Origin of the sequence: Roseateles puraquae (genome assembly GCF_002205845.1) — a bacterium.
Classification (GTDB): domain Bacteria; phylum Pseudomonadota; class Gammaproteobacteria; order Burkholderiales; family Burkholderiaceae_C; genus Pelomonas; species Pelomonas puraquae.
Genome location: NZ_NISI01000006.1, coordinates 145,852 through 171,020 on the forward strand (window position 1 = coordinate 145,852; position 25,169 = coordinate 171,020).

21 protein-coding genes are annotated in these 25,169 nt (G+C 70.4%); 10 read left to right on the forward strand and 11 right to left on the reverse strand.

Annotated features, from left to right (window positions below; translation table 11 throughout):
- Positions 1-41 precede the first annotated feature (41 nt).
- Positions 42-3,248, reverse strand: coding sequence for a di-heme oxidoredictase family protein (locus CDO81_RS15740; protein ID WP_241517028.1), 3,207 nt, complete (start codon positions 3,246-3,248; stop codon positions 42-44).
- Positions 3,249-3,430: 182 nt separating this feature from the next.
- Between CDO81_RS15740 and pdxR the strand changes: the two genes are divergently transcribed.
- Positions 3,431-4,891, forward strand: a complete 1,461-nt coding sequence (gene pdxR / locus CDO81_RS15745) for a MocR-like pyridoxine biosynthesis transcription factor PdxR (protein ID WP_158218304.1) — start codon at positions 3,431-3,433, stop codon at positions 4,889-4,891.
- 22 nt (positions 4,892-4,913) lie between these two features.
- Here pdxR and CDO81_RS15750 read toward each other — a convergent pair whose 3' ends face one another.
- Together CDO81_RS15750 and CDO81_RS15755 are read right to left on the reverse strand one after the other, a co-directional pair.
- Positions 4,914-6,068, reverse strand: a complete 1,155-nt coding sequence (locus tag CDO81_RS15750; protein ID WP_088484184.1) for an iron-containing alcohol dehydrogenase — start codon at positions 6,066-6,068, stop codon at positions 4,914-4,916.
- A 96-nt stretch (positions 6,069-6,164) separates the two neighbouring features.
- Complete coding sequence (locus tag CDO81_RS15755) at positions 6,165-7,259, reverse strand: alkene reductase (RefSeq protein WP_088484185.1); 1,095 nt, start codon at positions 7,257-7,259, stop codon at positions 6,165-6,167.
- Between the two features lie 111 nt (positions 7,260-7,370).
- Between CDO81_RS15755 and CDO81_RS15760 the strand changes: the two genes are divergently transcribed.
- The 7 genes from CDO81_RS15760 to CDO81_RS15790 all read left to right on the forward strand — a co-directional run bounded on the left by CDO81_RS15760 (position 7,371) and on the right by CDO81_RS15790 (position 15,868).
- Entirely contained in the window at positions 7,371-8,294 is a 924-nt protein-coding gene (locus CDO81_RS15760) for a LysR family transcriptional regulator (RefSeq protein WP_088484186.1), read from the forward strand.
- Positions 8,295-8,302: 8 nt separating this feature from the next.
- Positions 8,303-10,288 (forward strand): peptidase U32 family protein, encoded by a 1,986-nt coding sequence (locus CDO81_RS15765; RefSeq protein ID WP_088484187.1) that lies wholly within the window; start codon positions 8,303-8,305, stop codon positions 10,286-10,288.
- A gap of 96 nt (positions 10,289-10,384) precedes the next feature.
- Positions 10,385-13,198 (forward strand): xanthine dehydrogenase family protein molybdopterin-binding subunit, encoded by a 2,814-nt coding sequence (locus CDO81_RS15770; RefSeq protein ID WP_088484188.1) that lies wholly within the window; start codon positions 10,385-10,387, stop codon positions 13,196-13,198.
- Positions 13,195-13,722 carry a (2Fe-2S)-binding protein gene (locus tag CDO81_RS15775; RefSeq protein WP_088484189.1) on the forward strand — a complete coding sequence of 176 codons (528 nt, stop codon included), beginning with the start codon at positions 13,195-13,197 and terminating at the stop codon, positions 13,720-13,722. The genes CDO81_RS15770 and CDO81_RS15775 overlap by 4 nt, the downstream gene beginning before the upstream one ends.
- Complete coding sequence (locus CDO81_RS15780; protein ID WP_088484190.1) at positions 13,719-14,729, forward strand: hypothetical protein; 1,011 nt, start codon at positions 13,719-13,721, stop codon at positions 14,727-14,729. The genes CDO81_RS15775 and CDO81_RS15780 overlap by 4 nt, the downstream gene beginning before the upstream one ends.
- Positions 14,726-15,319 (forward strand): cold shock domain-containing protein, encoded by a 594-nt coding sequence (locus CDO81_RS15785; protein ID WP_088484191.1) that lies wholly within the window; start codon positions 14,726-14,728, stop codon positions 15,317-15,319. The genes CDO81_RS15780 and CDO81_RS15785 overlap by 4 nt, the downstream gene beginning before the upstream one ends.
- A 33-nt stretch (positions 15,320-15,352) precedes the next feature.
- Complete coding sequence (locus tag CDO81_RS15790) at positions 15,353-15,868, forward strand: GNAT family N-acetyltransferase (RefSeq protein ID WP_088484192.1); 516 nt, start codon at positions 15,353-15,355, stop codon at positions 15,866-15,868.
- Positions 15,869-15,877: 9 nt separating this feature from the next.
- Here CDO81_RS15790 and CDO81_RS15795 read toward each other — a convergent pair whose 3' ends face one another.
- Positions 15,878-16,552, reverse strand: coding sequence for a class I SAM-dependent methyltransferase (locus CDO81_RS15795; RefSeq protein WP_088484450.1), 675 nt, complete (start codon positions 16,550-16,552; stop codon positions 15,878-15,880).
- Between the two features lie 172 nt (positions 16,553-16,724).
- On the opposite strand from CDO81_RS15795, the gene CDO81_RS15800 reads away from it, so the two are divergent.
- Complete coding sequence (locus CDO81_RS15800; RefSeq protein ID WP_088484193.1) at positions 16,725-17,285, forward strand: isochorismatase family protein; 561 nt, start codon at positions 16,725-16,727, stop codon at positions 17,283-17,285.
- A 22-nt stretch (positions 17,286-17,307) separates the two neighbouring features.
- Here CDO81_RS15800 and CDO81_RS15805 read toward each other — a convergent pair whose 3' ends face one another.
- Together CDO81_RS15805 and CDO81_RS15810 are read right to left on the reverse strand one after the other, a co-directional pair.
- Positions 17,308-17,976 (reverse strand): glutathione S-transferase family protein, encoded by a 669-nt coding sequence (locus tag CDO81_RS15805; protein WP_088484194.1) that lies wholly within the window; start codon positions 17,974-17,976, stop codon positions 17,308-17,310.
- 27 nt (positions 17,977-18,003) lie between these two features.
- The gene (locus CDO81_RS15810) at positions 18,004-19,413 is read right to left on the reverse strand and encodes a peptide MFS transporter (protein WP_206602114.1); all 1,410 of its coding nucleotides are present in this window, start codon (positions 19,411-19,413) and stop codon (positions 18,004-18,006) included.
- Positions 19,414-19,540: 127 nt separating this feature from the next.
- Here CDO81_RS15810 and CDO81_RS15815 point away from each other — a divergent pair, with 127 nt between their 5' ends.
- A complete protein-coding gene (locus CDO81_RS15815; protein ID WP_088484195.1) occupies positions 19,541-20,572 on the forward strand; it encodes an NAD-dependent epimerase/dehydratase family protein in 1,032 nt (343 codons plus the stop codon).
- 42 nt (positions 20,573-20,614) lie between these two features.
- On the opposite strand, the gene CDO81_RS15820 is transcribed toward CDO81_RS15815, so the two are convergent.
- The 5 genes from CDO81_RS15820 to CDO81_RS15840 form a co-directional block, all read right to left on the reverse strand.
- Positions 20,615-21,232 (reverse strand): hypothetical protein, encoded by a 618-nt coding sequence (locus CDO81_RS15820; protein WP_088484196.1) that lies wholly within the window; start codon positions 21,230-21,232, stop codon positions 20,615-20,617.
- Between the two features lie 223 nt (positions 21,233-21,455).
- On the reverse strand, positions 21,456-21,773 hold the full coding sequence (locus CDO81_RS28485) for a helix-turn-helix domain-containing protein (protein WP_088484197.1): 318 nt from the start codon (positions 21,771-21,773) through the stop codon (positions 21,456-21,458).
- Positions 21,766-22,092 (reverse strand): type II toxin-antitoxin system RelE/ParE family toxin, encoded by a 327-nt coding sequence (locus tag CDO81_RS15830; RefSeq protein ID WP_088484198.1) that lies wholly within the window; start codon positions 22,090-22,092, stop codon positions 21,766-21,768. Before CDO81_RS15830 ends, CDO81_RS28485 begins: the two co-directional genes overlap by 8 nt.
- Before the next feature lie 32 nt (positions 22,093-22,124).
- A complete protein-coding gene (locus tag CDO81_RS15835; protein ID WP_088484199.1) occupies positions 22,125-24,365 on the reverse strand; it encodes a helicase-related protein in 2,241 nt (746 codons plus the stop codon).
- Entirely contained in the window at positions 24,362-25,162 is an 801-nt protein-coding gene (locus CDO81_RS15840; protein ID WP_193466508.1) for a trypsin-like peptidase domain-containing protein, read from the reverse strand. Before CDO81_RS15840 ends, CDO81_RS15835 begins: the two co-directional genes overlap by 4 nt.
- Positions 25,163-25,169 lie beyond the last annotated feature (7 nt).

Consider the following 25,169-nt stretch of genomic DNA (forward strand, 5'->3'; position numbering starts at 1 on the left):
CGGCGCCCCGCCACGGCCGCGGCGGCGCGCCAGCCCCACTCTCACAAGGAGTTCAGGAAGGCCAGCAGTGCGTCCCGGTCAGCCTTGGACAGTGCCTCGAAGCGCTGGCGCGATTTCTCCGCCTCGCCACCGTGCCACAGGATGGCCTCGGTCAGGTTGCGGGCGCGGCCGTCATGCAAATAGCCCACCTTGGCGCTGCTGCCCATGACCTTCTCGGTGTAGCCGATGCCCCACAGCGGTGACGTGCGCCAGAAGCTGCCCTGGGCCTGGCCTTCGCTGAAGCTGTCAGCCAGGGCCGGGCCCATGTCGTGCAGCAACAGGTCGGTGTAGGGCTTGATGGTCTGGTTGCGCAGCTCGGCGAACAAATGGCCCGAACCGGTCTTCAGCGTCGTGGTGTGGCAGGCGGTGCAGCGCGCATCCGAGAAGATGCGCGCGCCGGCTGCGACCTGCAGCGGGTCTACGCGGTGCTCATCCAGCGGCGCCACGCCCTTGGGGAAGCCGCTGGCCAGGCTGCGCTGGGCCGGCACGGCCAGCAGCGCGAGGTAGCGCGACACCTGCTGCAGGTCGGCCTCCGAGATGCCCGGCTCGGCCTTGCCCGCGGCGCAGGCCGCCGGGCCGCTGTTGCAGGCACGGCTCGGGTAGACGGGCGAGGTCACCGCCATGTCCTGCAGCAGGGCCGCGGCCGTCTGGTGGCGCAGCGAGGCCTTCGCGGCCTTCCAGCCGAAGCGGCCCAGGCGCACCGCGCCGGTCTCAGGGTCGAAGACGAAGTTGGGCACGCCCTTCACGCCGTCGGCATCGGGCGTGGCGCGTGCCAGCGCGAGGATGTCGGCTTCGGGCACGGCCTCCAGCAGGCCCACGCCGATCATCGGCTGCGCAGACCGCAGCGAGAACACCGGCGGCACGGGCCCGTCGAAGGCGAGCGTGGGCTTGCGCAGCTCCACCACCGTGCCATCGGCCAGCTTCACGCTGCGCGTCTCGAAGCCCGACACCCGCACGCCCTGGCCCCAGTCCTGCGGCGTGCCGCTGGCGGACTGCGCATTCATCTGGATGGCCGTGCCATAGCGCGAGTGCGGCACCTGCTGGCCGGTGGCGTCCAGCATGGCGGCGCGCACGGTCATGGTGTCAAGGCGCTGGTTCACCGCGGTGGGCGCGGGGCTGCGGCCGTTGTTCACGTGGCAGCCGATGCAGGCGCTCTGGTTGAAGCGCGTGCCCTGCAGACCCACGGCGGGTTGGTAGCGGTCGTTGCCGGGCTCGTTGTGGTCGCCGGTCGTGAAGTTGGTATGCACCAGCCGGCGGCCTTCCACGAAGCGCTGCATGTTCTGCATGCCCGCATGGTTATGCGGCTGCTGGAACATGAAGAGGCCGTTGTCCGAATAGTTGTACGACACCGAGCCGTCACCGCCGGTCAGTGTCGCCACCGGCAGCGGCGCGTTCATCAGCCGCGGCTGCACGCCGTAGGACGGGCGCAGGCCCACGCCGACCACATAGGTCCATTCGCCGGCGTAGTAGCGGATGCCCCCGTTGTCGCCGATGGCCTGCATGGCCTGGGTGGTCGAGAAGAACGAGGGCGAGACCTCGATCACATCACCCACCACCAGCGGCCGGGCCGGCACGCTCTTGCCGTTGGGCAGGCCGTCGGCGCCGAGGTCGGCATGGCCCGGGTAGTTTTTCACCGTGAGGCTGCAGCCGTTGTTCAGCAGGTTGGCGCTGAGCAGCTTGCCGTTGGGCGGGTAGGCGACCGGCGGGCAGATCGCGAGCTTGTTGTCGACCAGCTCGCCCGGCGCCATCCAGCCGTAGCCGGTGACGCCCGGGCGGTCGAAGGCGCGGAACCACGCCACGCCGCCGGGCAGCTGCGGCTGCGTGAAGTACTGGTTGACCTTCAGCGCGGGCTGGGTGACGCCGGCCACGCGACTGTTGTCGATGATCTCGAAGCCCCAGGTGCGGTTCTTGAAGTACTGCGGCACGAAGGTCAGGAAGTTGCCTGGGCCCTTGTCGACCGGGTTGCCGAGTGCATCGACCGTTTCGTTGGGGCCGTAGCCAGGCTCATTCCAGTCCTCACCGCGCTCCCGGCCGTGGCGGGCCAGGCCGCGCACGCCGAAGCGCGTGACGAGGGTGCCGTCAGGCAGCGTGAACTGCAGCGACTCCAGCGGCTCGGCGCTCGTGGGCAGCGGTACCAGGCCGGTGCCGCTGGCGGGGAAGCGAAGCGCCGAGGTGGCGATGTCGGGCAGGGTGTTGTCGCTGCCTGGCGTCTTGAACTCGACCTCGAACAGCGAGTAGCCGTACTGCGTGGCCCGCGCGATACCCTGCAGACGCAGGTAGCGGGCGTTCATGCCGAGGTTGAAAAACTCCTCGGTGCCGCCGCGGCCGTTGGCGACGTTGCGGATCTCGGTCCAGGTCTTGCCGTCGTCCGACGTGCGCAGCGAATAGGCCTTGCCGTAGGCGTTCTCCCAGACGAGCTTGAGATAACCCACCGCCGTCTTGCTGCCGAAGTCGAACTGGATCCAGGCGCCGTCCTCGAAGGCGCTGGCCCAGCGCGTGCCGGGTTTGCCGTCGATGGCCATCGCGGCGGAAGCACCGGCGTTCTCTGTCGCCGAAGAGGTGGCTGCGACCGGCTTGACCGCCTGGCCCGCCTCGGTCGGGCTTGGCGCCGGTGAAGGTGCCGGTGCGGGCGCAGGCGCGGGGGCCGGTGCCGGGCTGGGCGCCACGCCCGAGAAGGCCTGGATCTCGAAGATGGAGTACCCGTAGGCCGAGGAGCGCTGGATGCCCTTCATGCGCAGATAGCGCCCCTGGCCCGACAGGCCCGTCCAGTCCTCGGTGCCGCCCTGGCTGCCGGAGACGGCCTTCAGGGTGGTCCAGGTGGCGCCGTCCGCCGACACCTGCAATTCGTATTGCGTTGCGTGCGCCCGCTCCCAGTCGATGCGCACCCGGTTGATGGACACGGTGCGGCCGTAGTCCAGCGTCAGGAACTGGTCGTCCGTGAAACCGCTGCTCCAGCGGGTGTTGCTGTCGTGGTCGATGGCGGCGGCGGCCGACAGGTCGCCGCGCTCGGAGGCGCTGGCGGTGGCATTGACCGGGGTCAGTGCAGCTTCGGTGTCAGCCGCGGCGGCAGCCAGGGCCTTGGCCAGGGGCGGCGCTTCGCTGCGCTGTACACCCGGTTCGGGATTGCCGCCACCACAGGCGGCCAGGGCAAGGCTGAGGGCCAAGGGCAGGCCTCGTGTGGAAAGTTGGCGCATCGGCGGTCGTTTCATGGGGTTCTCCTGATTCGGTCCCTGCCATCCCTGCGCCTTCGGCACCTAAGATGACATCGTCGTCATTCACGGCTCATGGCCAGCTTCTGGCCGGCTCAAGACGGCGCGCATGCTGCCCCGAGGGCATGCCACCGGTCGCAGACCAATTCAGGCCCGCCCGACCAAACCAATTCAGCTCCACCATGCGCCGCCCGACCGAGCATTCGCTGACCCTGAGCCCGCGCGCCCCCGGCGTCACGCTGCAGCAATGGCTGTACGCGGCCCTTTGTGAAGCAATGCGCGACGGGACCCTGCAACCCGGCAGCCGGCTGCCGACCACCCGCAGCCTGGCGCGCGACCACGGCGTCTCGCGCTCCACGGTCACCGCAGTCTTTGAGCAACTTCTTGCCGACGGTTACATCTCGGCGCGGGTCGGTCGCGGCAGTTTTGTCGCGCCGGGTCTGGCGCGCCAGGCCGCCGAGCCGGCGCCGCGCCGCCCGGCGCCCGAGGCATTCCTGTCCCGCCGCGGCCGGCAGTTGGTGGACGAGGGTGCCGGGGTGCTGTCACGCCACGGCCCCTTGCCTCGCACCTTCGAGGCCGACCGCATCGACACCAGCCTCTTCCCGGCTGCCGTGTGGGCGCGGCTGGCTGCACGACGTGCGCGCTGGTACGAAGGCCAGGTGATGGCCGAGCCGCAGTGGCAGGGCCTGTCGGCGCTGCGTCAGACCCTGGCCGACCAGCTCGCGCTGTCGCGCGGCCTGCGTTGTGACGCGGGGCAGATCGTCATCGTGTCGGGCACGCGCCAGGCGACCGACCTGCTGGCGCGCTTGCTCGTCAACCCCGGCGAGCCGGTGTGGCTCGAAGACCCCGGCTCACACGCGCTGCAGGCGGTGTTGGCCGCCGCCGGAGCCCAGGTGGTGCCGGTGCCGGCGGATGACGAAGGCCTCGCCGTCGACGCGGGCCTGCGCGTGGCGCCCCGCGCCCGCCTGGCCTGCGTGACGGCCGGTGCGCAGATGCCGCTGGGCCAGCCCATGTCGACCGCACGGCGACAGGCCCTGCTGGCGTGGGCGCAGGCCAGTGGCGCCTACGTGCTGGACAAGGATCTCGCCGGTGACCTGCATTTCGACGGCAGCGGCGGCGACGCCCTGAAAGCCGCGGACACCGGCGACTGCGTCATCCACCTGGGCAGCCTCGCCTTCAGCATGGCGCCCTGCAAACGCCTGGCCTATGTGGTGCTGCCCCACCGCCTTGTGGACCCGTTCTGCAAGGCCCTGACGCTGACCCAGGGCCAGCCGTCGTTGCTGGAGCAGGCCGTGCTGAATGACTTCATGGCCGACGGGCATTGGGCGCGGCATGTGCGCCAGCTGCGCGCGGTCTACGGTTTTCGTGCCGACGTGCTGCGCCATCACCTGGACCGCCACTTCGGACGCTGGCTGGAGATGCCGCCGGTGCAACGCGGCCTGAACATGACCGTGCGCCTGCCCGCGGCCACGCGCGACGCCGACATTGCCGCCCGCGCGGCCGCGGCTGGCGTCTCAGTCACGCCCCTGTCGGCCTATGCGCTGCAGCATGCAGCGCCGCCGGGGTTGCGGCTGGGCTTTGCGGCCTTCTCCGAAGTGAGCATCCGCGACGGCGTGATGCAACTCGCTCGCGCAGTGGGCTGAGCCCAGCGCGAGCGAGCCCCGATCAGACGGCGGCTTCGAGGACCGCGCGGCTGGTGTCCAGCGTCACGTCGCCGTGCTCGCCGAGCTTCGTCATGCCGTGGGCCTCCAGCTTGGCGAGGATGGCGTCCAGACGCGGCTCGCGGATGCCGTGGCCCGACAGCTGCGTCGGCACCCCCATGCGTTCGAAGAAGGCGCGGGTGGCGGCAATGGCGCCGTCGATGCGGGCCTCCTCGCTGCCCTCACGCAGACCCCAGACGCGCTCGGCGTACTGCAGCAGCTTGGCGCGCTTGGGCTCGCGGCGGGCGGCCAGCATGGCGGGCAGCACGATGGCCAGGGTCTGCGCATGGTCCAGGCCATGCACGGCGGTGATCTCGTGGCCGAGCATGTGGGTGCTCCAGTCCTGCGGCACGCCGGCGCCGAGGTAGCCGTTCAAGGCCATGGTGGCGGCCCACATCACGTTGGCCCGGGCGTCGTAGTCGCTCGGGTTCTCCAGCAGCTTGGGGCCCTCCTCGATGAGGGTCAGCAGCAGGCCTTCGGCCATGCGGTCCTGCACCTTGGCATTGACCGGGTAGGTCAGGTATTGCTCGATGGTGTGCACGAAGGCGTCGACCACGCCATTGGCGGTTTGCCGCACCGGCAGGCTGAACAGGGTGCTCGGGTCCAGCACCGCGAAGCGCGGGAAGACCTTCTCGGAGCCGAAAAAGAGCTTGTCGCCCGTCTCGCGGCGGCTGATGACGGCCCCGGAGTTCATCTCCGAGCCGGTGGCCGCCAGCGTCAGCACCACGCCCAGCGGCACCGCGGTCTTGACCTTGCCCTTGCCGGTCAACAGGTCCCACGGGTCGCCCTCGTAGGGAATGCCGGCCACGATGAACTTGCTGCCGTCGGCGACCGAGCCGCCGCCCACCGCCAGCACGAAGTCGATGCCCTGCTCGCGGCCCAGCGTGACGGCGCGCATCAGCGTGGCGTAGTCGGGATTGGGCTCGATGCCGCCGAACTCGGCCACGATGCGCTCACCCAGGGCGGCACGCACCTGGTCCATGACGCCGTTGGCCAGCACACTGCCGCCGCCGTAGGTGACGAGCACACGGGCGCCGGCCGGCACCTGCTTGGCCACGCCGGCAATCTGCCCCTGGCCGAAGAGCACGCGGGTGGGGACGTAGAGGTTGAAGTTGTTCATGATCGGTTCTCGCGGGGGTGGAGGAACGGGAAAGCTTGACATCTTGGCAGGACATGCGCATCTGCGGCCGGCCGAGGGGAAATGCAAGGCGCGCGATCAGGCGGCCTGCGGCTGGGTGAACTCGGTGTAGCCCTCGGCACCGCCGCCGAAGTAGCTCGACGCGGGAGCGTCGAACAGTGGCCGGTTGTCGCGCAGGCGCTCGGCCAGGTCGGGGTTGCCGATGAAGGCGCGCCCGAAGGCGACGGCGTCGGCCCGGCCCTGGGCGGTGGCGTCCAGCGCGGCCTGGCGGTCGTAGCCGTTGTTGGCCATGTAGGCACCGGCAAAGGCCGCCCGAAGCGCACGGATGTCGAAGGCGTCGGCGCCGTTGCCAGCGTGCATCTGGCCTTCCACCACGTGCAGGTAGGCGATGCCCATCGCGCTGAGCTTGGCCACGAGGTAGCCGTGGGTCGGCATGGGCGTGCTGTCCAGCGGCGTGTCGCCGATGGCGGTGGACAGCGGCGACAGCCGCACGCCGACACGGTCGGCGCCCCAGACGCCGGCCACCGCCGCCACCACCTCCAGCGTGAGGCGGGCCCGGTTCTCGATGGAGCCGCCGTAGGCATCGGTGCGGTGGTTGGTGCTGTCGCGCAGGAACTGCTCCAGCAGGTAGCCGTTGGCGGCATGCACTTCCACGCCGTCGAAGCCGGCCGCCTTGGCACGCAGCGCGGCCTGGCGATAGTCCTCGATCAGCCCCGGGATCTCGTCGGTGCGCAGGGCGCGCGGCATGGACGGCGGCTCGAAGCCGTTCTCGGTGAAGACGCTGCCACCGGCCTGCAGGGCCGACGGCGCGACCGGCGCGGCGCCGCCTTCCTGCAGGCTGGTGTGCGACATGCGGCCCACATGCCACAGCTGCAGCACGATCTTGCCGCCGGCGGCGTGCACGGCGTCGGTCACGTGGCGCCACGCGGCCACGTGGTCGTCGGTGTAGATGCCCGGCGTGAAGGCGTAGCCGCGGCCCTGGCGGGAGATGTTGGTGGCCTCGGCGACGAGCAGGCCGGCGGAGGCGCGCTGGGCGTAGTAGGTGGCGGCCAGCGGTGTCTGCACGCCGTCCATGCCCGCACGGGAGCGGGTCAGCGGGGCCATGACGATGCGGTTCTTCACATCGATGGCGCCCAGGCGGGTGGGGGTGAACAGGGTCGGGGTGGTGGTCATGGCGGTCTCCAGATCAGGGGTTGCTGAGGGATGACCGAAGAATGGATGCAGTGCAGCAATTCATCCAATTTATCTATTGAATTCCAGATATTCACTGGTCAACATATCTGGATGCGCTACGACCTCAATCTGCTGCCCGTCTTCATGGCCTTGATGGAAGAGCGCAGCGTGACCCGCGCCGCCGCGCGGCTCAACATCACGCAGCCGGCGCTGTCCAACGCGCTCACGCGGCTGCGCGCGCTGCTGCTGGACCCGCTCTTCATCCGCGAGCGCTACGGCATGCAGCCCACGCCCAAGGCGCAGGAGCTGGCACCGGCCATCGCGGCGGCGCTGGCGGCGCTGGATGGCGTGATCCTCGGCCAGCAAGCCTTCGACCCGGCCCGGGCCGAGCTGCTGCTGACCATCGCGCCCAACAGCTATGTGGAGTTCGTGCTCGTGCCGGCCATCGTGGCGCGGCTGCGCGAGCGCGCGCCCGGCATCCGGCTGCGCCTGACGCCCTACGGCAGCGACCTCGCCGACACCGGCGTGATCTCCGGCACCACCGCCCTGGTGCTCGGCCGCATCGTCGACCCGCCAGACAACCTCGTGGTGCAGCACCTCATCGACGACGGCCTGGACTGCATCGTGCGCGCCGATCACCCGACCGTCGGCGCACGGCTGACCAAGGCGCAATACGAACGCCTCAAGCACGTCAACATGCTGCCGCCAGGGCGGCTGCGCGTGGGCCTGTTCCAGGCGCTGGAGCGCCAGGGCCTCAAGCGCGAAGTGGCGGTGTCGGTCACGCACTTCCTGGCCATCCCGGAGATGGTCGCCGTGACCGACTACTGCGCGACGCTGCCCCGCCTGATCTGCCGGCACCTCGCGCAGGACAAGCGGGTGAAGGTGCTGCCCGCGCCGGTGGACCTGGGCACGTTCCCGGTCCACATGGCCTGGCATGTGCGCTACCGGGACGACCCGGCGCACCGCTGGCTGCGGGCCCTGGTGGACGAGGTCGCCAAGGACGTGGCGGCCGGCCGTGCGGCGAGGGCTTCATAAAATCCGGCATGGCCACCGCACCGCTGACCCGACTCGAACTCCTCGCCCCTGCCCGCGACGCCGACATCGGCATCGAGGCCGTCAACCACGGGGCTGACGCCGTCTACATCGGCGGGCCGGGCTTTGGCGCGCGCGACAAGGCGGGCAACCCGATCGAGGACATCGCGCGGCTGGTGACGCACGCGCACCGCTACAACGCGCGCATCTTCGTGACGCTCAACACCATCCTGCGCGACGACGAGCTGGAGGGCGCCCGCCAGCTCGCCTGGCAGCTGTATGAGGCCGGCGTCGACGCCCTCATCGTGCAGGACATGGGCCTGCTGGAGCTGGACCTGCCGCCCATCCAGTTGCACGCCAGCACCCAGACCGACATCCGCACGCCTGAAAAGGCGCGCTTCCTGCAGGACGTGGGTTTCTCGCAGATGGTGCTGGCGCGCGAGCTGGACCTGCAGCAGATCCGCGCCATCAAGGCCGAGGTGCAGCAGGCCCACCTGGAGTTCTTCGTGCATGGCGCGCTGTGTGTCGCCTACAGCGGCCAGTGCTTCATCAGCCATGCGCACACCGGGCGCAGCGCCAACCGCGGCAGCTGCAGCCAGGAGTGCCGCCTGCCCTACACCGTGACCGACGCGGCCGGCCGCGTCATTGCGCACGACAAGCATGTGCTCAGCCTGAAGGACAACGACCAGAGCGCCAACCTGGAGGCCCTCATCGACGCCGGCATCCGCAGCTTCAAGATCGAGGGCCGCTACAAGGACATGGCCACCGTCAAGAACGTGACGGCCCACTACCGCACGCTGCTGGACGCCATCCTCGACCGCCGCCCCGAGCTGGCGCGCACCAGCCACGGCCGCTGCCGCTTCACCTTCACGCCCGAGCCCGAGCAGGCGTTCAACCGCGGCGGCACCGACTACTTCGTCAATGGCCGCAAGATCGACATCGGCGCCTTCGACACGCCCAAGCATGCTGGCATGCCGTTGGGTGAGGTCAAGCGCGTGGGCGCGGCGGAGTTCGACCTCGACACCGGCGACGCCACCCGCGTCGTCAACAACGGTGACGCGCTGACCTGGTGGGACCGGCAGGGCGAGCTGCAGGGCGTGCCAGTGAACGTGGCCACGCCGCTGGGCGGCACGCTGTGGCGCATCGAGCCCAACCTGTCCAAGGGCCAGGCGTTCAGCGACTTGAAAGACCTCTTCCCCGGCACCGCCGTGAGCCGCAACCGCGACATGGCCTGGGAGCGGCTGCTGGCCAAGCCGAGCAGCGAGCGCCGCATCGCGCTGGACGTGACCCTGGCCCAGGTGCAAGGCGGTTTCGAACTGAGCCTGAAAGACGAAACCGGCACCAAAGCCGCCGTGCGCCTGCCGCATGCCCATGAGCCGGCGCGCGATGCGAAGCAGGCCGAGGCGCAGCTCAAGGAGCACCTGGCCAAGCTCGGCGACACGATCTTCGAAGCCCGCCGCGTGCGCCTGGCGATGCGCGAGCCGCTGTTCCTGCCGGTCAGCAAGCTCAACGCGCTGCGCCGCGAGGCCGTGGCCGCCCTGGAGGCGGCCCGCACGGCGGCCTTCGAGCGCCTGCCGCGCGACCGCGCGGTGGAGCCGCCGGTGCCCTACCCCGACGACACCCTCACCTACCTCGCCAACGTCTACAACACGCAGGCCGCCGCGTTCTATGCGCGCCATGGCGTGAAGGTCATCGGCGCGGCCTACGAGAGCCACGAGGAACTCGGCGAGGTGCCGCTGATGATCACCAAGCACTGCGTGCGCTGGAGCCTGAGCCTGTGCCCCAAGCAGGCCAAGGGCGTGACCGGCGTGCAGGGCACGGTGCGCGCCGAGCCCCTGACGCTCAAGCATGGCGACGACACCCTCACGCTGCGCTTCGACTGCAAGCCCTGCGAGATGCATGTCGTGGGCGCCCTGCGCAAGAACGTGCTCAAGCAGCTGAACAGCCAGATGAAGGCCGAGCCGCTGACCTTCTACCGCACCCGGCCGACGGCGTAACCCGGCAGAACTCCGGGGCCGTATCAGCCCTGATCGGCCCACTGCCGCCGCGTCTGCGGTGACACACTCCGCCCCATCATTCGCAGGGGAGGTCGCGTGCCGGACAACGACAACACCGAGGTGCCGTTCACGCTGAGCCGGCGCCGCATCATCGGCACCGGCGCAGCCGCCGTGACGCTGCTGGTGCATGAACTGGCGCTGGCGCGCAAGCCGGGTGCGCCGCGCCTGCCCGGTGCCTTGCCACAGCCCGCCGGCACGCCCACCCAGCCCACCACGCCAGCGGGAGCCCCGGACTGGTCGGGCGGCCCAGGCCAGGCCCGCTTTCGCATCGACGGGCTGGCCAAGGTCACGGGGCAGAAGATCTATGCACGCGACTTCCGCGCCGCCGACATGCCCGGCTGGCCTCGCGCCGAACGCGCGGCCCTCATCCTGCGGGCGACCGACCCGCACCGCGCCTTCGCCGGGCTGGACCTGGCCCGGCTGGACGCCGCAGGCATCACCCCGCTGCTGACCATCACGCAGGCCCCGCTGCCGGACTACCCCTGGCCCCAGCGTGACCTCGCCTCGCTGAACCTGACGCTGCCGTTCTCCACGGCAGGTGCCGACGGCATCCGGCAGCTGCTCGTGCCCTGCGGCACGGCACCGCAGTTCTACGGCCAGCCGGTGGCCATCCTGGTGTTTGCCGATGCGACCACCCTGCGCCGCGCCCGGCGCGCGCTGCAGTTCGAGCCTGGCGTCGTGAAGCGCGGCGATGCCATCCCGCCGGGGGTCGCGTCGCCCTATCCGCCGGCCACCTACCTGACGCGTTATGAAGCGCCGGGCATCGCCCCGTTCTCGCAGGTGCAGGTGGGGGCCGAGTCCGACCCCTACGCCCCGGACTCCACCAGCGCGCCCTACAACAGCACCGCGCGCTCGCTGCGCGCGCGCATCGATGCGCGGCTGAAGGACCCGGCCCTGCTGCGCCTGTCGGGCCGCTACACGACCCAGGTGCTGGACCCGATGTTCATGGAGCCCGAGGCGGGCCTGGCGTGGCTGGACCGCCGCGGCGGCGGCACGCTCCACCTGGTGCTCGGCACCCAGGCCACCAACGGCGACGCGGGCGACAGCCTGGCCATGTTCGGTGCGCCCTGCGCCATCCAGGTGGGCACGGTGGTGCTGAACTCCTGCTATCCCGGCGGCGGCTTCGGTGGGCGCGACGTGTCGACCTTCCCACCCCTGCTCGCCGTCACGGCCGCGCTGGTGGACGCGCCCGTGCGCATCGCCCAGGACCGCTACGAGCAGTTCCAGGGCGGCCTGAAGCAGCTGGCCAGCCGCATCACGCAGGAGATCGCGGTGGACCCGGCCTCGGGTCGCTTCGTGGCCTTCGGCAGCCGCCAGGTGCTGCCTTCCGGCGGGCAGAACAACTACAGCCAGTTCGTGGCCATGCTGGCCGGCTACTGCGGCCTGTCGGGCTACGACATCCGCCAGGCCTATGTGGACGCCGCGGCCCAGCCCAGCACCGGCGTGGTGGCCGGTTCGATGCGCGGCTTCGGCGGCCCGCAGGCCAGCTTCGCCGTGGAGACACTCGTGGACGAGGTGGCCGTGGCGCTCAAGCGCGACCCGATCGAGCTGCGAGAGATCAACGCCCTGCGCGAAGGCGACCGCACCATCACCGGCGCGCCGCTGACGCAGGCCATGACGCTGCGCGAGATCTGCCGCCGCGCGCGCGCCCACCGGCTGTGGCGCCAGCGCGAGGCCGTCAAGGCCGCCAAGGCGCGCGAGGGCGTGCGCTACGGCGTGGGCTTCGCGCTGGCCAACCAGGCCTACGGCACGGGCAAGGACGGCGTCATGGCCGAGGTGGCGCTGGCGCCCGACGGGCGGCTTTCCGTGCGCACCAACTGCGTGGACATGGGCAACGGCTCGGCCACCACGCTGGCCATCTCCACCGCCGCCTGGTTGGGCCACAACGCGCACGACATCGTCATGGGCGATGTCGGCAGCTTCAATGCGCTGGGCGTGAGCAGCTACGCCGGCGGCAGCTGGAGCAAGCCCGACTGGACGGCCAGCTTCGCCATGTCCAGCAGCGCCTGCCTGACGGCCTTCCACCAGGTGCACGTGACCGAGCAGGCCAGCCGCGTGCTGTTCGAGGCGGGCCTGCTGCCGGCTGCCGCGGCCATCTGGGGGGTGCCACTCGCCCAGGTGCAGGGCCGCACGCGCTGGACCGCAGGTCATCTCGTGGCGCCGGGCCTGGCGCGGCTGTCACTGGTGGATCTCGCGGCCAAGGTGCATGCGGCGGGCCTGACCGCTGCGGCCATGGTGCACGGCCTGTATGAAGCCACCTGGGTGTCGGCCACCTACGCACTGCCGGCGGGCGCGCCGCTGCTGCTGCCCATCGACGCCTTGTCGCTGCGCCCCGCCGGGCAGACGAGCTGGCAGGTGGTACCGCGGCAGGACGTGATCCCGCCCAACCCCGAGGCAGGCCTGTATGGCCGCAGCCTCTACGCGCCCTCGGGCGCGCTGGTGGCGGTGGAGATCGCGCCACGCACCTTCGAGCCGCGCGTGGTGGCGGTGGAGCTGATCGTGGACGCCGGCCGCGTGCTGCAACCTGACCTGCTCGCGGGCCAGGCCCAGGGCGGCGTGGCCATGGGCATCGGCTACGCGCTGCTGGAGAACCTGCCCCTGGAAGCCGGCGGCGCCGGGGATGGCCGCTGGAACCTGGACCGCTATCACGTGGCCCTCAGCGCCGACGTGCCGCTGGCGCGGCTGAACCTCACGACGCTGCCGTCCGACGAACCCACGGCCAAGGGCATCGCCGAGGCCGTGCTCTGCCCGATCGCGCCGGCCGTCGGCAACGCGATTGCGCACGCCACCGCGCGACGCTTCCGTGCCCTGCCCATCACTGCTGCCGACATCGCAAAGGCCCTGTCATGAGCGACGCCCTCGTCCCTGTGAAGTTCCACGTCAACGGCCGCGCGGTCGACACGCGCGTGCCCGACGACCTGCCCCTCATCGACTTCCTGCAGGAGGCGCTGGGCCTGTCGGGCACCCGGCTGTGCTGCGGCATCGGTGTCTGCAAGGCCTGCACGGTGGCGGCACGCCGCTCACCCGGGAGCCAGGCCCAGCCCATGCTGGCCTGCTCCACGCCCGTGGCCTTGCTGCAGGGCCAGTCCATCACCACGGTGGAGGGCACTGGCAGCATGGAGCGCCCCAGTGCCGTGCAGCGAGCCTTCCTGGAGCACTTCGCCTTCCAGTGCGGCTACTGCACGCCGGGTTTCGTCATGGCCACCGAGATGCTGCTGGCGCGGCTGCGCGTCCAGCCGGTGAAGCGGGCGCAGCTCGACGCCGCCATCGAGGACGCGGTGGGGCAGCACATCTGCCGCTGCACCGGCTATGCCCGCTACCACCAGGCCATTCGTGCGGTGGTGCTGGCGGAGAAAGGGCTGGTGACGGCATGAGGTACGTGTTGCTGCTGCTCCTCGCGGGCACCGTTCAAACTGGCGTGCAGGCCGAGACGCTGGCTGCCTACGGCCGCCAGTGCGCCGAGCAGATCGCCGCCATCCCGGCCTTCAGCTGCATGGCCGGCCAGGAGATCCCGATCACCCAGGACGGCAAGCCCGTGCCGCCACAGCCGGCGCCTGCCACCTGCGACCGACCCTCGCTGCTGCCGCAGGTCGACGCGCAAAGCCAGTGCGTGCCCGGCAGCCGCGCCCTGGTGCTGCGCGATGACAAGACGGCCCAGATCAGCGCGATCTGCCGCAAGCAGGTCGCCCGGCCCGCGGGCAGCCCGCTGTTCGACGAGATCAACGTCATCTCCCACAGCCTGAAGGACGGCAAGACCTGCTGGTTCACCGCCAAGGCCGCCGCACCGCTGCGCGAGGACCGCGGCATCGACGGCCGCTGGGTGCCCTCGCCCAGCCTGCTGCCGCGCCAGCCTCAGCCGGCCAGCCCCGAGGGCCAGCGGCCGCTGCCGGCCGAGAAGGTCTGGCTGTCGCCGCGCGAGGTGGCCTGGAGCCAGCCCGCCTGCATCAGCTGCCACGACAGCGGACCCTTCATGTACAGCCCCTACATCGCCCAGACCACGCAGCTGCCCGGCGACCCCTTCGGCTTTTACCAGCCCAAGGCCATCGGCGAGGATTTCAAGAAGGCCTGGGCCAGGCTCAACGCCTTCGGCATCACGACGCGCGGCAACACCTGCACGGCCTGCCACCGCATGGGCAACATGAACTCCTGCCAGGTGGCCCTGCAGCAGTCCACCGGCAACGCGCCCCAGGCGGGCGGCAACGCCTGGTCCCGCCGCTTCCCGCAATCGCACTGGATGAGCCCCGGCAACCTGCACAGCCAGGCCCAATGGAACGAACAGTTCGCCAGCAGCCTGCAACAGCTCGCCGCCTGCTGCGCCGACCCGAAGGGGCCGGGCTGCCAGGTGGTGGACTACGGCGGGGGCAGCAGGAGCCGGCCGTGAGGTGGGACGGCATCCTGCAACGCTGGGACGACGCTCGCGGCTTTGGCTTCATCGCGCCCACGCGCGGCGGCGCGGAGGTCTTCGTGCACATCAGCGCCTTCGGCGAAAGGGCGGCGAAGCCGGTAGCAGGCGAGACCGTCAGCTTCGAGCTCGGTCGCGGCAAGGACGGCCGGCCCCAGGCGGTCAACGTGGTAAGACTGGCTCTCGGCGAACTGCCTGCAGTGTCGCCGCCAGCCCGTCACCAGCCGGCGCGCCCCAGGCGTGGCGCCTCGTCGTCAGCGCTGGGCGGGCTGTTGAGCCTGGCCGTGGCAGCCAGCGTGTTGGGCGCGGGTGCCTACTGGGGCTATGGCCACTTCCGCCAGTCCGCCCAACGCCGCAGCCTGGAGCAGATGCCCGCCGTCGCCGCACCCGCCCTGGAAACACCCAGCCCCCCCGGCTTCCGTTGCGACGGCCGCACCCACTGCTCACAGATGACCTCCTGCGCCGAGGCCACCTGGTTCATCAACCATTGCCCCGGCACCCAGATGGACGGCAACCACGACGGCGTCCCGTGCGAGCAGCAATGGTGCACAAGGCCGGGTGCGCGCTAGGCTGCGAGATCCAAGCCGACGCCGCCCAGCCCCATGCGCTTCACCCACCGCCATGCCGTCGAGACCGACCTGCCGCGCATCGTCGAGATCTACAACGCGGCCGTGGTCACACGCACCTGCAGCTGCGATCTCGATCCGATCACGGTCGAGGCCCGCCGGCCGTCCTTCCTGAAGCACACGCCCGATCACCGGCCCTTCTGGGTCGCCGAGGATGCGGACGCGCCATCGCTTGGCGTGGTGGGTTATCTGGCGTTCCTGCACTTCATGAACGAGCGGCCCGGCTACTTCATCACCGCGGACCTCGCCATCTATCTGCATCCCGCCCGTCAGCGCTGCGGCCTGGGCAGCTACCTGCTCGACGAGGCCGCACGGGCCGCGCCCGGGCTGGGCATCGAGGTGCTCACCGCCACCATCTTCGCGACCAACACCGGCAGCCTGCGGCTCTTCGAGAAGCACGGCTTCGAGCGCTGGGGCTGCATGCCCCGCGTGGCACGGCTGGAAGGGAGCGAGCGGGACCTGGTGCTGGTGGGACGGCGGTTGTGGGGCTGAGGGGGCGCCTCAGGACGCCGTGCGAGCAAAACGCATCAACCGCCCGCGGTAGCCTGCCCCCTCCAGCGCCGTCTCGTCGAGCGTGAAGCCCAGCGCCGCGAGCGCCCGTGTGAAGGCGGGGCGGTTGCCACGGTTGGGGTCGACGATCCAGACCTCGCAGGCCGGCAGCGCATGCCGCTCGATGAACGCGGCCAGCGCGCCGCCGTCGTCACGCTCGTACAGCACGTCGCTGCCGATGATGAGGTCGAAACGCCCCTGCACGCGCGGTGCGCCGCGCTCGGGTGGCGTGGCCTGCGCGCCCCAGTCGCCATGGCAGTAGCGCATGGGCGCCAGCTCATTCAGGCGCAGGTTCTCCAGCAGGAAGGCGCCGGCCAGCGGGTGGATGTCACTGGCGGTGACCTCGGCGCCGCGGCGGTGGCACACCAGGCTGGCCAGGGCCAGGCCGCAACCGATCTCCAGGATGCGCTCGCCGTCCGCCAGCGGCCGCACCGCCATCGCCGCCGCCAGCTGCAGGCCCGAAGGCCAGACCTGGCCGAACAGCGGCCACTGCGCCGAGGAGATGCCCAGTGCCTCGGCCGCGCCGGTGGGGTCGGCAAACTGGTCGTGGTCGAGCAGGGAGCGGATCTGCAGGTCCGCCGCACCGTTGATGGCGAGGGTCTGGACCTTGACGTCGTAGCCGGGCATGGCGCCTCCGGTGAACTGCAAAGGGAACGCGATGCAGCACGGGGAGGTCAGCACCACTGCGGGGCAGCGGCCGGGCGACAGGCCAGCGGGGCACAACGGCAAGCCGGCAGTGTAGGTGGCCGTGCAGAAAGGGACTAAGCTGCGCCAGCCCCATCGGGAGGAAAGGTGCACCATGTCGATACGCCCCGGATCGAAGACAGCCCTCGTGGTCGTGGATGTCCAGGCGGGGGTGGTCGCCGACGCATGGGCTCGTGACGCCGTCGTGCAGAACATCGCCCATGTGCTGACCCGCGCCCGCGCCAGCCGCGTGCCGGTCATCTGGGTGCAGCATGGCGACGACGAGCTGCCGCCTGGCTCGCCCGGCTGGCAGTGGGTGGCCGAGCTTCAGCCCGACCCGCAGGAGCTGCGCATCGACAAGCGGCACAACTCGTCGTTCGAAGACACGCCGCTGCTGGCCGAGCTGGACCGTCTCGGTGTCAACCATGTCGTGCTGGCCGGTGCGGCCACCAACTGGTGCATCCGGGCCACGGCCTACGGCGCGCTGGAGCGGGGCTTCGACCTGACCCTGGTGGCCGACGGCCACACCACGGCCGACCTGGACCTCGGCGCCGGCCGGCGGATTCCGGCCGAGTCCATCGTCGAGGACCTGAACGCCGCGATGCAGTGGCTGTCCTACCCCGGCCGGCGCAACGCGGTGGTGGCGGCGGCGGACCTGCGCTTCACGGCGCCCTGAGCCACCGCACGCCGCCCCGCGCTCAGCTCATCAAGCTGTAGGGGCCGCCGCGTTCCAGCGCCTTCTGGTAGGCCGGGCGGGCGTGGATGCGGGCCAGGAAGGCCTTGATCTTCGGATAGGCGTCGAGGGCGCCGCCTCGGGCCGCAGCGGCTTCCAACGGGAAGCTCATCTGCACGTCGGCCGCCGACATCTGCGCGCCGGCAAACCAGGGCCGTGCGGCGAGCTCGCTCTCCAGGAACTTGAGCTGCGCATCGATGTTGGGTTGCACGAAGCTGCCCAGCACCTTGTCGGCAATGCCACGGGCAATGGGCTTCACGAAGAAGGGCATCGGCGCGCGCTTGATCTTGTTGAAGATCAGCTTCATCAGCAGCGGCGGCATTGCCGAGCCTTCGGCGAAGTGCAGGTAATAGCGGTAGTGCAGCAGGTCTTGCTCGCTGGTGGGCTTCAGGCGCCCCTGGCCGTATTTGTCGACCAAATACTCCAGGATGGCGCCGCTCTCGGCGACGGTGAGCCCGCCGTCGGTGATGACCGGACTCTTGCCCAGCGGGTGCACTTGCCTGAGCTCCGGCGGCGCGAGCGAGGTCTTGGCATCGCGCTGATAGTGCTTGATCTCGTAGGGCAGGCCCAGCTCTTCGAGCAGCCACAGCACGCGCTGCGAGCGGGAGTTGTTGAGGTGGTGGACGGTGATCATGGCGCGAGTGTAGGCAGCCGCCTGCGGTCAGCGTGCAGGTGAAGGCGCCGGGGCCTCGTCAGGCGCCAGCACGCGGCCGAAGAGGAACTTCACCGCCAGCAGGCCCACGGCCGCCGCCAGCACCAGCACCGCATGCAGGCCCCAGAAACGCGAGCCGGGCATCACCTCCAGCAGCCCGGCCAGCCAGCCGACGAAGCTGTTGCCGAAGAACAGATGCAGGTAGTAGATGCCGATCATCAGGCCCTGCAGGCCGCGCGGCGCGGCGCGCGAGTACAGGGCCAGGCCCACCGGCATGATGTTGGCGAAGCCGATGTTGTTGACCAGCGCATAGCCAAAGGACCACGCCAGGCTGATGCGCGCGCCGCTGCCCTCGATGGCCAGCGCCGGGATCATCAGCAGCGCCGGCGCGCAGGCCGCCACGAAGCAGCCCAGGGCCATCTTGGTGATCTCGTCGGGCTCGCGGCGGCGGGTGGCCCACCAGCGCCAGAAGGCCAGCGACGCGAGCATGGTGCCGAAGCTGAGCAGCGCATCCACCGCCTGCAGCCAGGTCACCGGCACCTGGAAGCCGGCCACCGTCAGGTCCATGTGCTGCTGCGACCACAGCGGGAAGCCATTGTTGTATTGCTGGTTGCCGACGATGGACAGCATCAGCAGCGGGATCAGGGCCACCAGCAGCGCCACCTGCTGCCAGGCACGGCGGTCCAGCGGCGGGCGCACTTCGGCAGCATGCGCCGCACCGCGCGGCGCCTCCGGCGGCAGCCAGCGCCGGCCGGCCAGGTAGACCACCAGGCCAATGAGCATGCCCACGCCGGCCGAACCGAAGCCCCAGTGCCAGCCCACCTTCTCGCCCAGCGTGCCGCACACCAGCGGCGCGGCGACCACCGCCACCTGCACCGCCAGCATGAAGATCTGGAAGGCGCTCGCGCGGCGCCGGTCGCCCGGCGCGTAGAGGTCGCCCACTTGCGCGGCGATATTGCCCTTGAAGCAGCCCACGCCCAGCAGCAGGCAGCCGAGCGCCGGCAGCAGCGCCGTCTCGAAAGCCATCAGGAAGTGGCCTGCGGCCATCAGCAGCGCGCCGATGACCACGGTGCGGGTGCGGCCCAGCACGCGGTCGGCCAGCAGTCCGCCAAAGATCGGCGTCAGGTAGACCAGGCCCACGTAGAGCCCGAACACGACGGACGCCAGTTGCTGCGGCGAGCGCGGGCCCGTGACGCTCTCGATGGCATGGCGCAGCGCGTCGATGCCGGCCACCTGGCCGACGTTGTGGGGTAGGAACAGGTAGTTGCTGAGGTAGAGCACCAGCAGCGCCTGCATGCCGTAGTAGCTGAAGCGCTCCCACAGTTCACAGAAGGAAAGCCAGCCCAGGCCGGCCGGGTGGCCGAGGAAGGCGCGGTCATGACGCGCGCGGGCGTCAGCATCAGAGGCAGCAGAGGTCAAGATCGGTACAGCGAGTGAAAGCCACGGCAAGGGCGTGACTGTCCCCCGCCGCCCCAGGCCTGGCAATGCGCAATCGCCCCGGTGCCGTCGGTCATGCTTCTTCACGCGGGCGAACACAATGCTTCACATGACCTCACCTCGCATCCTCGTCACCGGCGGCACCGGCTACATCGCTGGCGTGCTGATCCGCCAGCTGCTGGCCGAAGGCTGGCAGGTGCACACCACCGTGCGCGACCTCGCGCGCGAAGCCGCCTTGCGCAAAACCCTGGGCGCCTCGCGTGGCGTCAAGAAGGATCAGCTGCACTGCTTCGCCGCCGACCTGATGGCCGATGCCGGTTGGGCCGAGGCCGCCCGCGGCTGCACGCATGTCGCGCATGTGGCCTCGCCGCTGCCCACGGGCGTGCCGCGGGATGCCAACGAGCTCATCGTGCCCGCCCGCGACGGTGCATTGCGCGCGCTGAAGGCGGCGCGCGATGCCGGCGCGCAGCGCGTGGTGATGACCTCCTCCGTCGCCGCCATCGCCTACGGCCACGGGCCGGGTGACCACCACTTCACCGAGGGCGACTGGACGAATCTGGACGCACCCGACGTGCCGCCCTACGTGCAATCCAAGACCGTGGCCGAGCGCGCCGCGCGCGACTGGGTGGCGCGCGAAGGCGGCGGCATCGAGTTCTGCACCGTGAACCCCTCCGTCGTGCTGGGGCCGGTGGCGAGTGCCGACTATTCGGCCAGTGTCGTCATCGTGCAGAGCCTGCTGCAGGGCCGCATCCCGGCGCTGCCGCGCATCGGCTTCGGCATCGTCGACGTGCGCGACGTGGCCGAGCTGCATTGGCGGGCGCTGACCGCCCCGGGCATGGCCGGCGAGCGCTTCATCGCCTGCGCGGGCTTCACCTGGCTGCGCGACATCGCCACCGTGCTGCGCGAGGAACTCGGTGACGATGCCCGCCGCGTGCCGACGCTGCAGCTGCCTGACTGGAGCGTGCGGCTGCTAGCGCGCATCAGCCCCACCGTACGCGCCGCCGCGAGCGAACTCGGGACCGCGCGCCACCAAGACTCAACGCATGCCCGCGAGGTCCTCGGCTGGGCGCCACGGCCGCCCCGCGAGGCCATCCTGAAGTCGGCGCGGGACTTGATGGCGCTGGGGGTGGTTCGAGCCTAAGGCTGCGGTGCCGCCGGTCGGCGCGGGCCGGGATGGCCTGCCCTACTTCCGGCGATAGTCCTTCAGCCCGAGTTCATGATCGAAGGCCTCACCCACGTCGCAATGGGGCTGGGCCGAGGTCTGCTCATGGTCGAACTCGAAGTACAGCCCCGGCCGCCCGACCTCGCCCGCGTCGTTGCGCTGCAGGCGATAGAAGCGGAAGGTCACCGGCGCCGGACTCGCGTAGCTGTCGCCGAGGGCCCGCTCCGCAATGATCAGCGTTGCGCCGGAACGCCCCACGGGCTGCAGCAAGCGGAAATCGCGCAGCAGGCAATCGGCACCGCCCGATGCCGCCAGCGTGAGGTGCTCGCCCTGAGCGTCGAACGCCGGCACGATTTGCCAGCTGGCTGGCTCGCCGCGAGCCGAGGGCATCGGCTGATAGATCGTCAGCACGTCGAAGCCATGCGCATTGAAGTTTTCACGGTGCGCCAGCACCGCCATCCCGGCGGGTGCGCCCGCCAGCAGCGCCACCCGGTTCACACCGTTCTGCAGGGGCTGCGCAGGCGGCGGGCGCGCCCCCGCCATGGCGGCTTGTGCACACAGCCAGAGCCCGAAGGCCGCGGCGAAGGGCACCCGCAGGCGCCGGGCCTCACGCGCCGGGTGACGGACAGCTGGGGTCATGGCGGCACCTCACGAAGGGATAGGCCGCCGATTCTGTTGATTCAGCCCGGAGCACAACAGCGTGACGGCGGAGGCTTTCTTCCGCGGATGCAAGACCATGCATGCAAACGAAAAGACGTAAACCTCGACAGGCTTGTGCTCGGCAAGTCACTGCCACGGCGCCATCGGTTGCATCACCGTGGATGCTGGGGCTAGCCAGCGCGACCGGCACCGGCCCAGGCCCTCAAGCGGACTTGCGGGCCACCAGCTTGACCTGAAGGTCGCAACCGACCGCAGCAGCGTACCTTTTCAAAGTGGCTAGGGAAGGTGCGTGGCGACCCGCGGCTTCCAGTCGAGAGACCGCACTCTTGGTCGTGCCCATGCGCTCCGCGACCGCGTCCTGGGTAAGTCCCGCCTTGGTTCGCGCCTTGAGCATCTGGCTGGCCAGCGTGTATTCGAGCTCCAAGGCCTCATAGGCCTCATCGAAGCCGGCCCGCTGTTTGGCCTTGTCCAGGAACGCGTTGTGGTCGTGCGCCACAGGTTTGTATTTCAGCTCAGCCACGCTGCAACTCCTTCAGGCGCTTGCGCGCCAGCTTCAGTTCACTGTCCGGCGTTTGCTGCGACTTCTTGATGAATGCGTGCAGCACCACGATGCGCTTGCCCACGAGAAGGCAGTAGAAAGCGCGCCCGATACCCTCCCGCCCTCTGGGCCGCAACTCGAACAGGCCGTCCCCGAACGCACGTGAGTGCGGCAAGCGAAGGCTCGGACCGTGCAGGATCAACAACTCAACCAAACGGGCATAGTCGGCCAGCACATCCACGGGCCAGGACTCGATCTCTTCGAGCACCCGAGCGTGAAAGTAACTGATCTCGAACGCCATGCGCGCATGTTAGCGGATTTGCTAACTTTTGCTCACCGCCCGCGGCGCTGCCACAGCGCCTTCTTGCCCTTCAACTGCCGCTCGATGCCGTCGTTCAGCCGCGCTCGCAGGTCGATGACCTCTTCCACGTAGCCGAACACGCCCGGGAAGCGCAGGTCCAGCCACAGCCACAGCGTGCAGATGCGCAGCGCCTGCTCCATGCGGTCCAGGCGCCCGTGCTGGTCGTATTCGTCCAGGAAGTGCGGCTCGCCGGCCTTGCCGGTGCGGGCGTGGTTCTGCGCCCAGCCGTGGAACTGGTCCACCAGCATCGGCAGGCGCGAGTCCACCGGCGCCTGGGCGTAGCGAAAGCGCTCCTGCAGCGGGAGCGCGATGGCGTTGCGGTCCAGCACTTCCGCCAGTTCGAGCATCTGCTCCAGCTCGGCCACGGCGAAGTGGGCGTCGTCCAGGCGCAGCTGCTGCATGAAGATGTTGAGCACCGCGTAGAGCTTGTTCACGCCCAGGCGGCGCGAGATGGTCTCCACATGCCGCCAGTTGGGGGCCACCGGCGCCTTGAAGTCGCGCGGGGCGCGGGGCTCCTTGGGCAGCAGCTGGCGCAGCGTCTTCATCGCGTCCGCCTCGGCCTCCTTGAGCACGCTGACGAAGCCCTCATCGTGCATGCCGTACCGGCCCGCGCGGCCCGCGATCTGGTGCACCTCGCTGACGCTGAGTTCGCGGTCACCCACGCCGTCGAACTTGGTCAGCGTGGAGAACAGCACGCGGCGGATGGGCAGGTTCAGGCCCATGCCGATGGCATCGGTCGCCACCAGGATGTCGCTCGCGCCCACCGCGAAGCGCTCGGCCTCGCGGCGGCGCACCTCGGGCGGCAGCGCGCCGTAGATGACGCTCACCGCATGGCCGTTCTGGGCGATCTGGTCGCGCAGCATCAGCACGTCGCGGCGGCTGAAGGCCACGACCGCGTCGCCCGCCTGCAGCTGTGTCATCGGCACGGGCGCCGGCATCAGCTGCACATGCTGCTTGCGCTCGAACAGGCGCCGCTCGGGCTTCTCGCCGCACAGCTGCAGCAGCCGCTCGATCGCGGGCGCGGCGTAGGCCGAGCCGATGATGATGAGCTCGCGCGCCGGCACGCCGACGATGGCCTGGGTCCAGGCCCAGCCGCGCGAGTCGTCGAAGATCATCTGCGCCTCGTCGATGACGGCCACGTCCACCACGTCGCGGGTGTTGACCATCTCGATGGTGCTGGAGACGACCCGGGCGTTGTCGGCCGGCACGCTCTCCTCGCCGGTCAACAGCGAGCAGGGCACGCCCCGGCCGACCAGCCGGTCCCGGCCCTCCAGCGCCAGCAGGCGCAGCGGCGCCAGGTACGCCCCGTCCAGCGCCTGCGCCAGCCGCTCGAAGGCCGCATGCGTCTTGCCGCTGTTGGGCGGCCCCAGGTAGAGCGTGACCTTGCGGCCGAGCTTGCGCGCGGCGTCGAAGCTGTCGGGGTAGCCCTGGAAGGCCAGCTCGCGGCCGAGGCTGGCCAGCGTGCTCTGCTCCTCCACCTGCTGTTCCCAGCGGTCCTGCGCCCGGGTGAGCGCCGCCTTCAGGTCGTCGAAGGGCATGGGCACGCCGCACTCGGCCTGCAGGCGCGGCAGCAGTGAGGCGAGCTGGGCGCTGTCGGCCAGGGCCTCGCTGCGGGCCACGAGGTGGTTCAGGTGCAGGGCCAGCTCGGCCTGATAGGAATACGCCGGTGCCTGGCCAAGCGCATGACGCAGCGCGGCCTGGTCGCCATCGCGGAAGAAGGCCCAGACCGGCGCCTCGGGCACGGGCACCCGGTGCGAGAGGTCGATGCGCCAGGCCTCATGCGCCAGCGTGATCGGGTGGATGCACAACCGCGTGAACACCAGGCCTTCGCGACGCAGCCCCAGGCTTTCGAGCTGGTGCAGGCGCTGCTGCATCAGGGCGCGCAGGGTGTTGGCCAGCGGTGTCGCATCGAGCTGCGCCAGCGCGACCGGGATGTGCTGCGGCAGGATCCAGCGGCTGGGCCGCCCGCCGCCGGCCGCCTTGGCGATCTGGATGGCGCCCAGGCGGTCCAGTGCGTCGTCGCTGCCGTCATCCAGGTCGGCCGGCACCAGCACCTGCGGCAGCGCATAAGCCGCCTGGCGGATGCGGGCCCAGTCCTCCGGCGCGAGGCCGGCAGGCAGTCGGGAGGCGTGACGAGGCTGGGGGAGGGGGAAGGCCGGCGCAGGCGGGCGGGCCGGCTTGGGGCTGGAGAGCGGAGAGACTTCTGAATTCACGCCGGAAGTGGAACACAGGCCGCGTCAGGCGCCGCCTCGCCCGGCGGCACCGCGGGCGCGGTGGGCTCGGTCAGCGTCATCAGGATGTCGGGGTACCAGGCGGCGTTCAAGCCGAGCGACTCGTCGACGCCCTGGTCCCGGTTCCCCATGTCCAGGCGCGAGGAATGGATGCCTGCCAGCAGCCAGGGCAGAGCGCCGCGCCCGGGCGCCCGCATCACCACGGGCGCACCACTGATACCGCGGTGCGTGCGCGCGTCCGTCAGGAAGCAGCCCCGGCCCTGGAACCGCCAACCATAGGGCGAGGCCACGCTGCCTTGCCGCACCACGGGCACGTGATGCAGCCCGTCGTGAAACCCCAGCGGGAAGCCGGGGATGAGCAGCGGCTCGCCCAAGCCAATATCGTCCCCGGGGCCGGGCAAGTGCTCGGGCGTGAAGGCCGCCATCGCCACATCAGCCGGCAGGGCGGCGGGGTCGATCTCCAACACGCCGACGTCGATCTCGCTGCCCTCGTCGCGGCCCTGGCGCCAGTTGGCCAGGCCCTCCCGGTAGAGCAACACCGACAGGCCGATGGAATCGGCCAGGTTGTCGGCGTCGGGGTGGATCTCGATCTCCAGGCGGTCGGGGTGGTGGCCGCTGGGTTCGTCGATGAAGACGTGCCGGCTGCTGACCAGGTAGAGCCGCCCGCCGCGCCGGAAAAAGAATCCCGTCGCATTCGTCAGGCCGATCTTGCCGACAAAGGTGCCGATGCGCGCCGTGGCCAGCAGCAGAGGGTCGATGGGTGCGGCAGCGGCAGTCAAGGCGCCG

What these genes read in the sequence shown, in the direction of transcription:
- CDO81_RS15740 (WP_241517028.1), bottom strand. Translation starts at nt 3,248, where the DNA reads ATGAAACGACCGCCGATGCGCCAACTTTCCACACGAGGCCTGCCCTTG.
- pdxR (WP_158218304.1), top strand. Translation starts at nt 3,431, where the DNA reads ATGCGCCGCCCGACCGAGCATTCGCTGACCCTGAGCCCGCGCGCCCCC.
- CDO81_RS15750 (WP_088484184.1), bottom strand. Translation starts at nt 6,068, where the DNA reads ATGAACAACTTCAACCTCTACGTCCCCACCCGCGTGCTCTTCGGCCAG.
- CDO81_RS15755 (WP_088484185.1), bottom strand. Translation starts at nt 7,259, where the DNA reads ATGACCACCACCCCGACCCTGTTCACCCCCACCCGCCTGGGCGCCATC.
- CDO81_RS15760 (WP_088484186.1), top strand. Translation starts at nt 7,371, where the DNA reads ATGCGCTACGACCTCAATCTGCTGCCCGTCTTCATGGCCTTGATGGAA.
- CDO81_RS15765 (WP_088484187.1), top strand. Translation starts at nt 8,303, where the DNA reads ATGGCCACCGCACCGCTGACCCGACTCGAACTCCTCGCCCCTGCCCGC.
- CDO81_RS15775 (WP_088484189.1), top strand. Translation starts at nt 13,195, where the DNA reads ATGAGCGACGCCCTCGTCCCTGTGAAGTTCCACGTCAACGGCCGCGCG.
- CDO81_RS15780 (WP_088484190.1), top strand. Translation starts at nt 13,719, where the DNA reads ATGAGGTACGTGTTGCTGCTGCTCCTCGCGGGCACCGTTCAAACTGGC.
- CDO81_RS15790 (WP_088484192.1), top strand. Translation starts at nt 15,353, where the DNA reads ATGCGCTTCACCCACCGCCATGCCGTCGAGACCGACCTGCCGCGCATC.
- CDO81_RS15795 (WP_088484450.1), bottom strand. Translation starts at nt 16,552, where the DNA reads ATGCCCGGCTACGACGTCAAGGTCCAGACCCTCGCCATCAACGGTGCG.
- CDO81_RS15800 (WP_088484193.1), top strand. Translation starts at nt 16,725, where the DNA reads ATGTCGATACGCCCCGGATCGAAGACAGCCCTCGTGGTCGTGGATGTC.
- CDO81_RS15805 (WP_088484194.1), bottom strand. Translation starts at nt 17,976, where the DNA reads ATGATCACCGTCCACCACCTCAACAACTCCCGCTCGCAGCGCGTGCTG.
- CDO81_RS15815 (WP_088484195.1), top strand. Translation starts at nt 19,541, where the DNA reads ATGACCTCACCTCGCATCCTCGTCACCGGCGGCACCGGCTACATCGCT.
- CDO81_RS15820 (WP_088484196.1), bottom strand. Translation starts at nt 21,232, where the DNA reads ATGACCCCAGCTGTCCGTCACCCGGCGCGTGAGGCCCGGCGCCTGCGG.
- CDO81_RS15830 (WP_088484198.1), bottom strand. Translation starts at nt 22,092, where the DNA reads ATGGCGTTCGAGATCAGTTACTTTCACGCTCGGGTGCTCGAAGAGATC.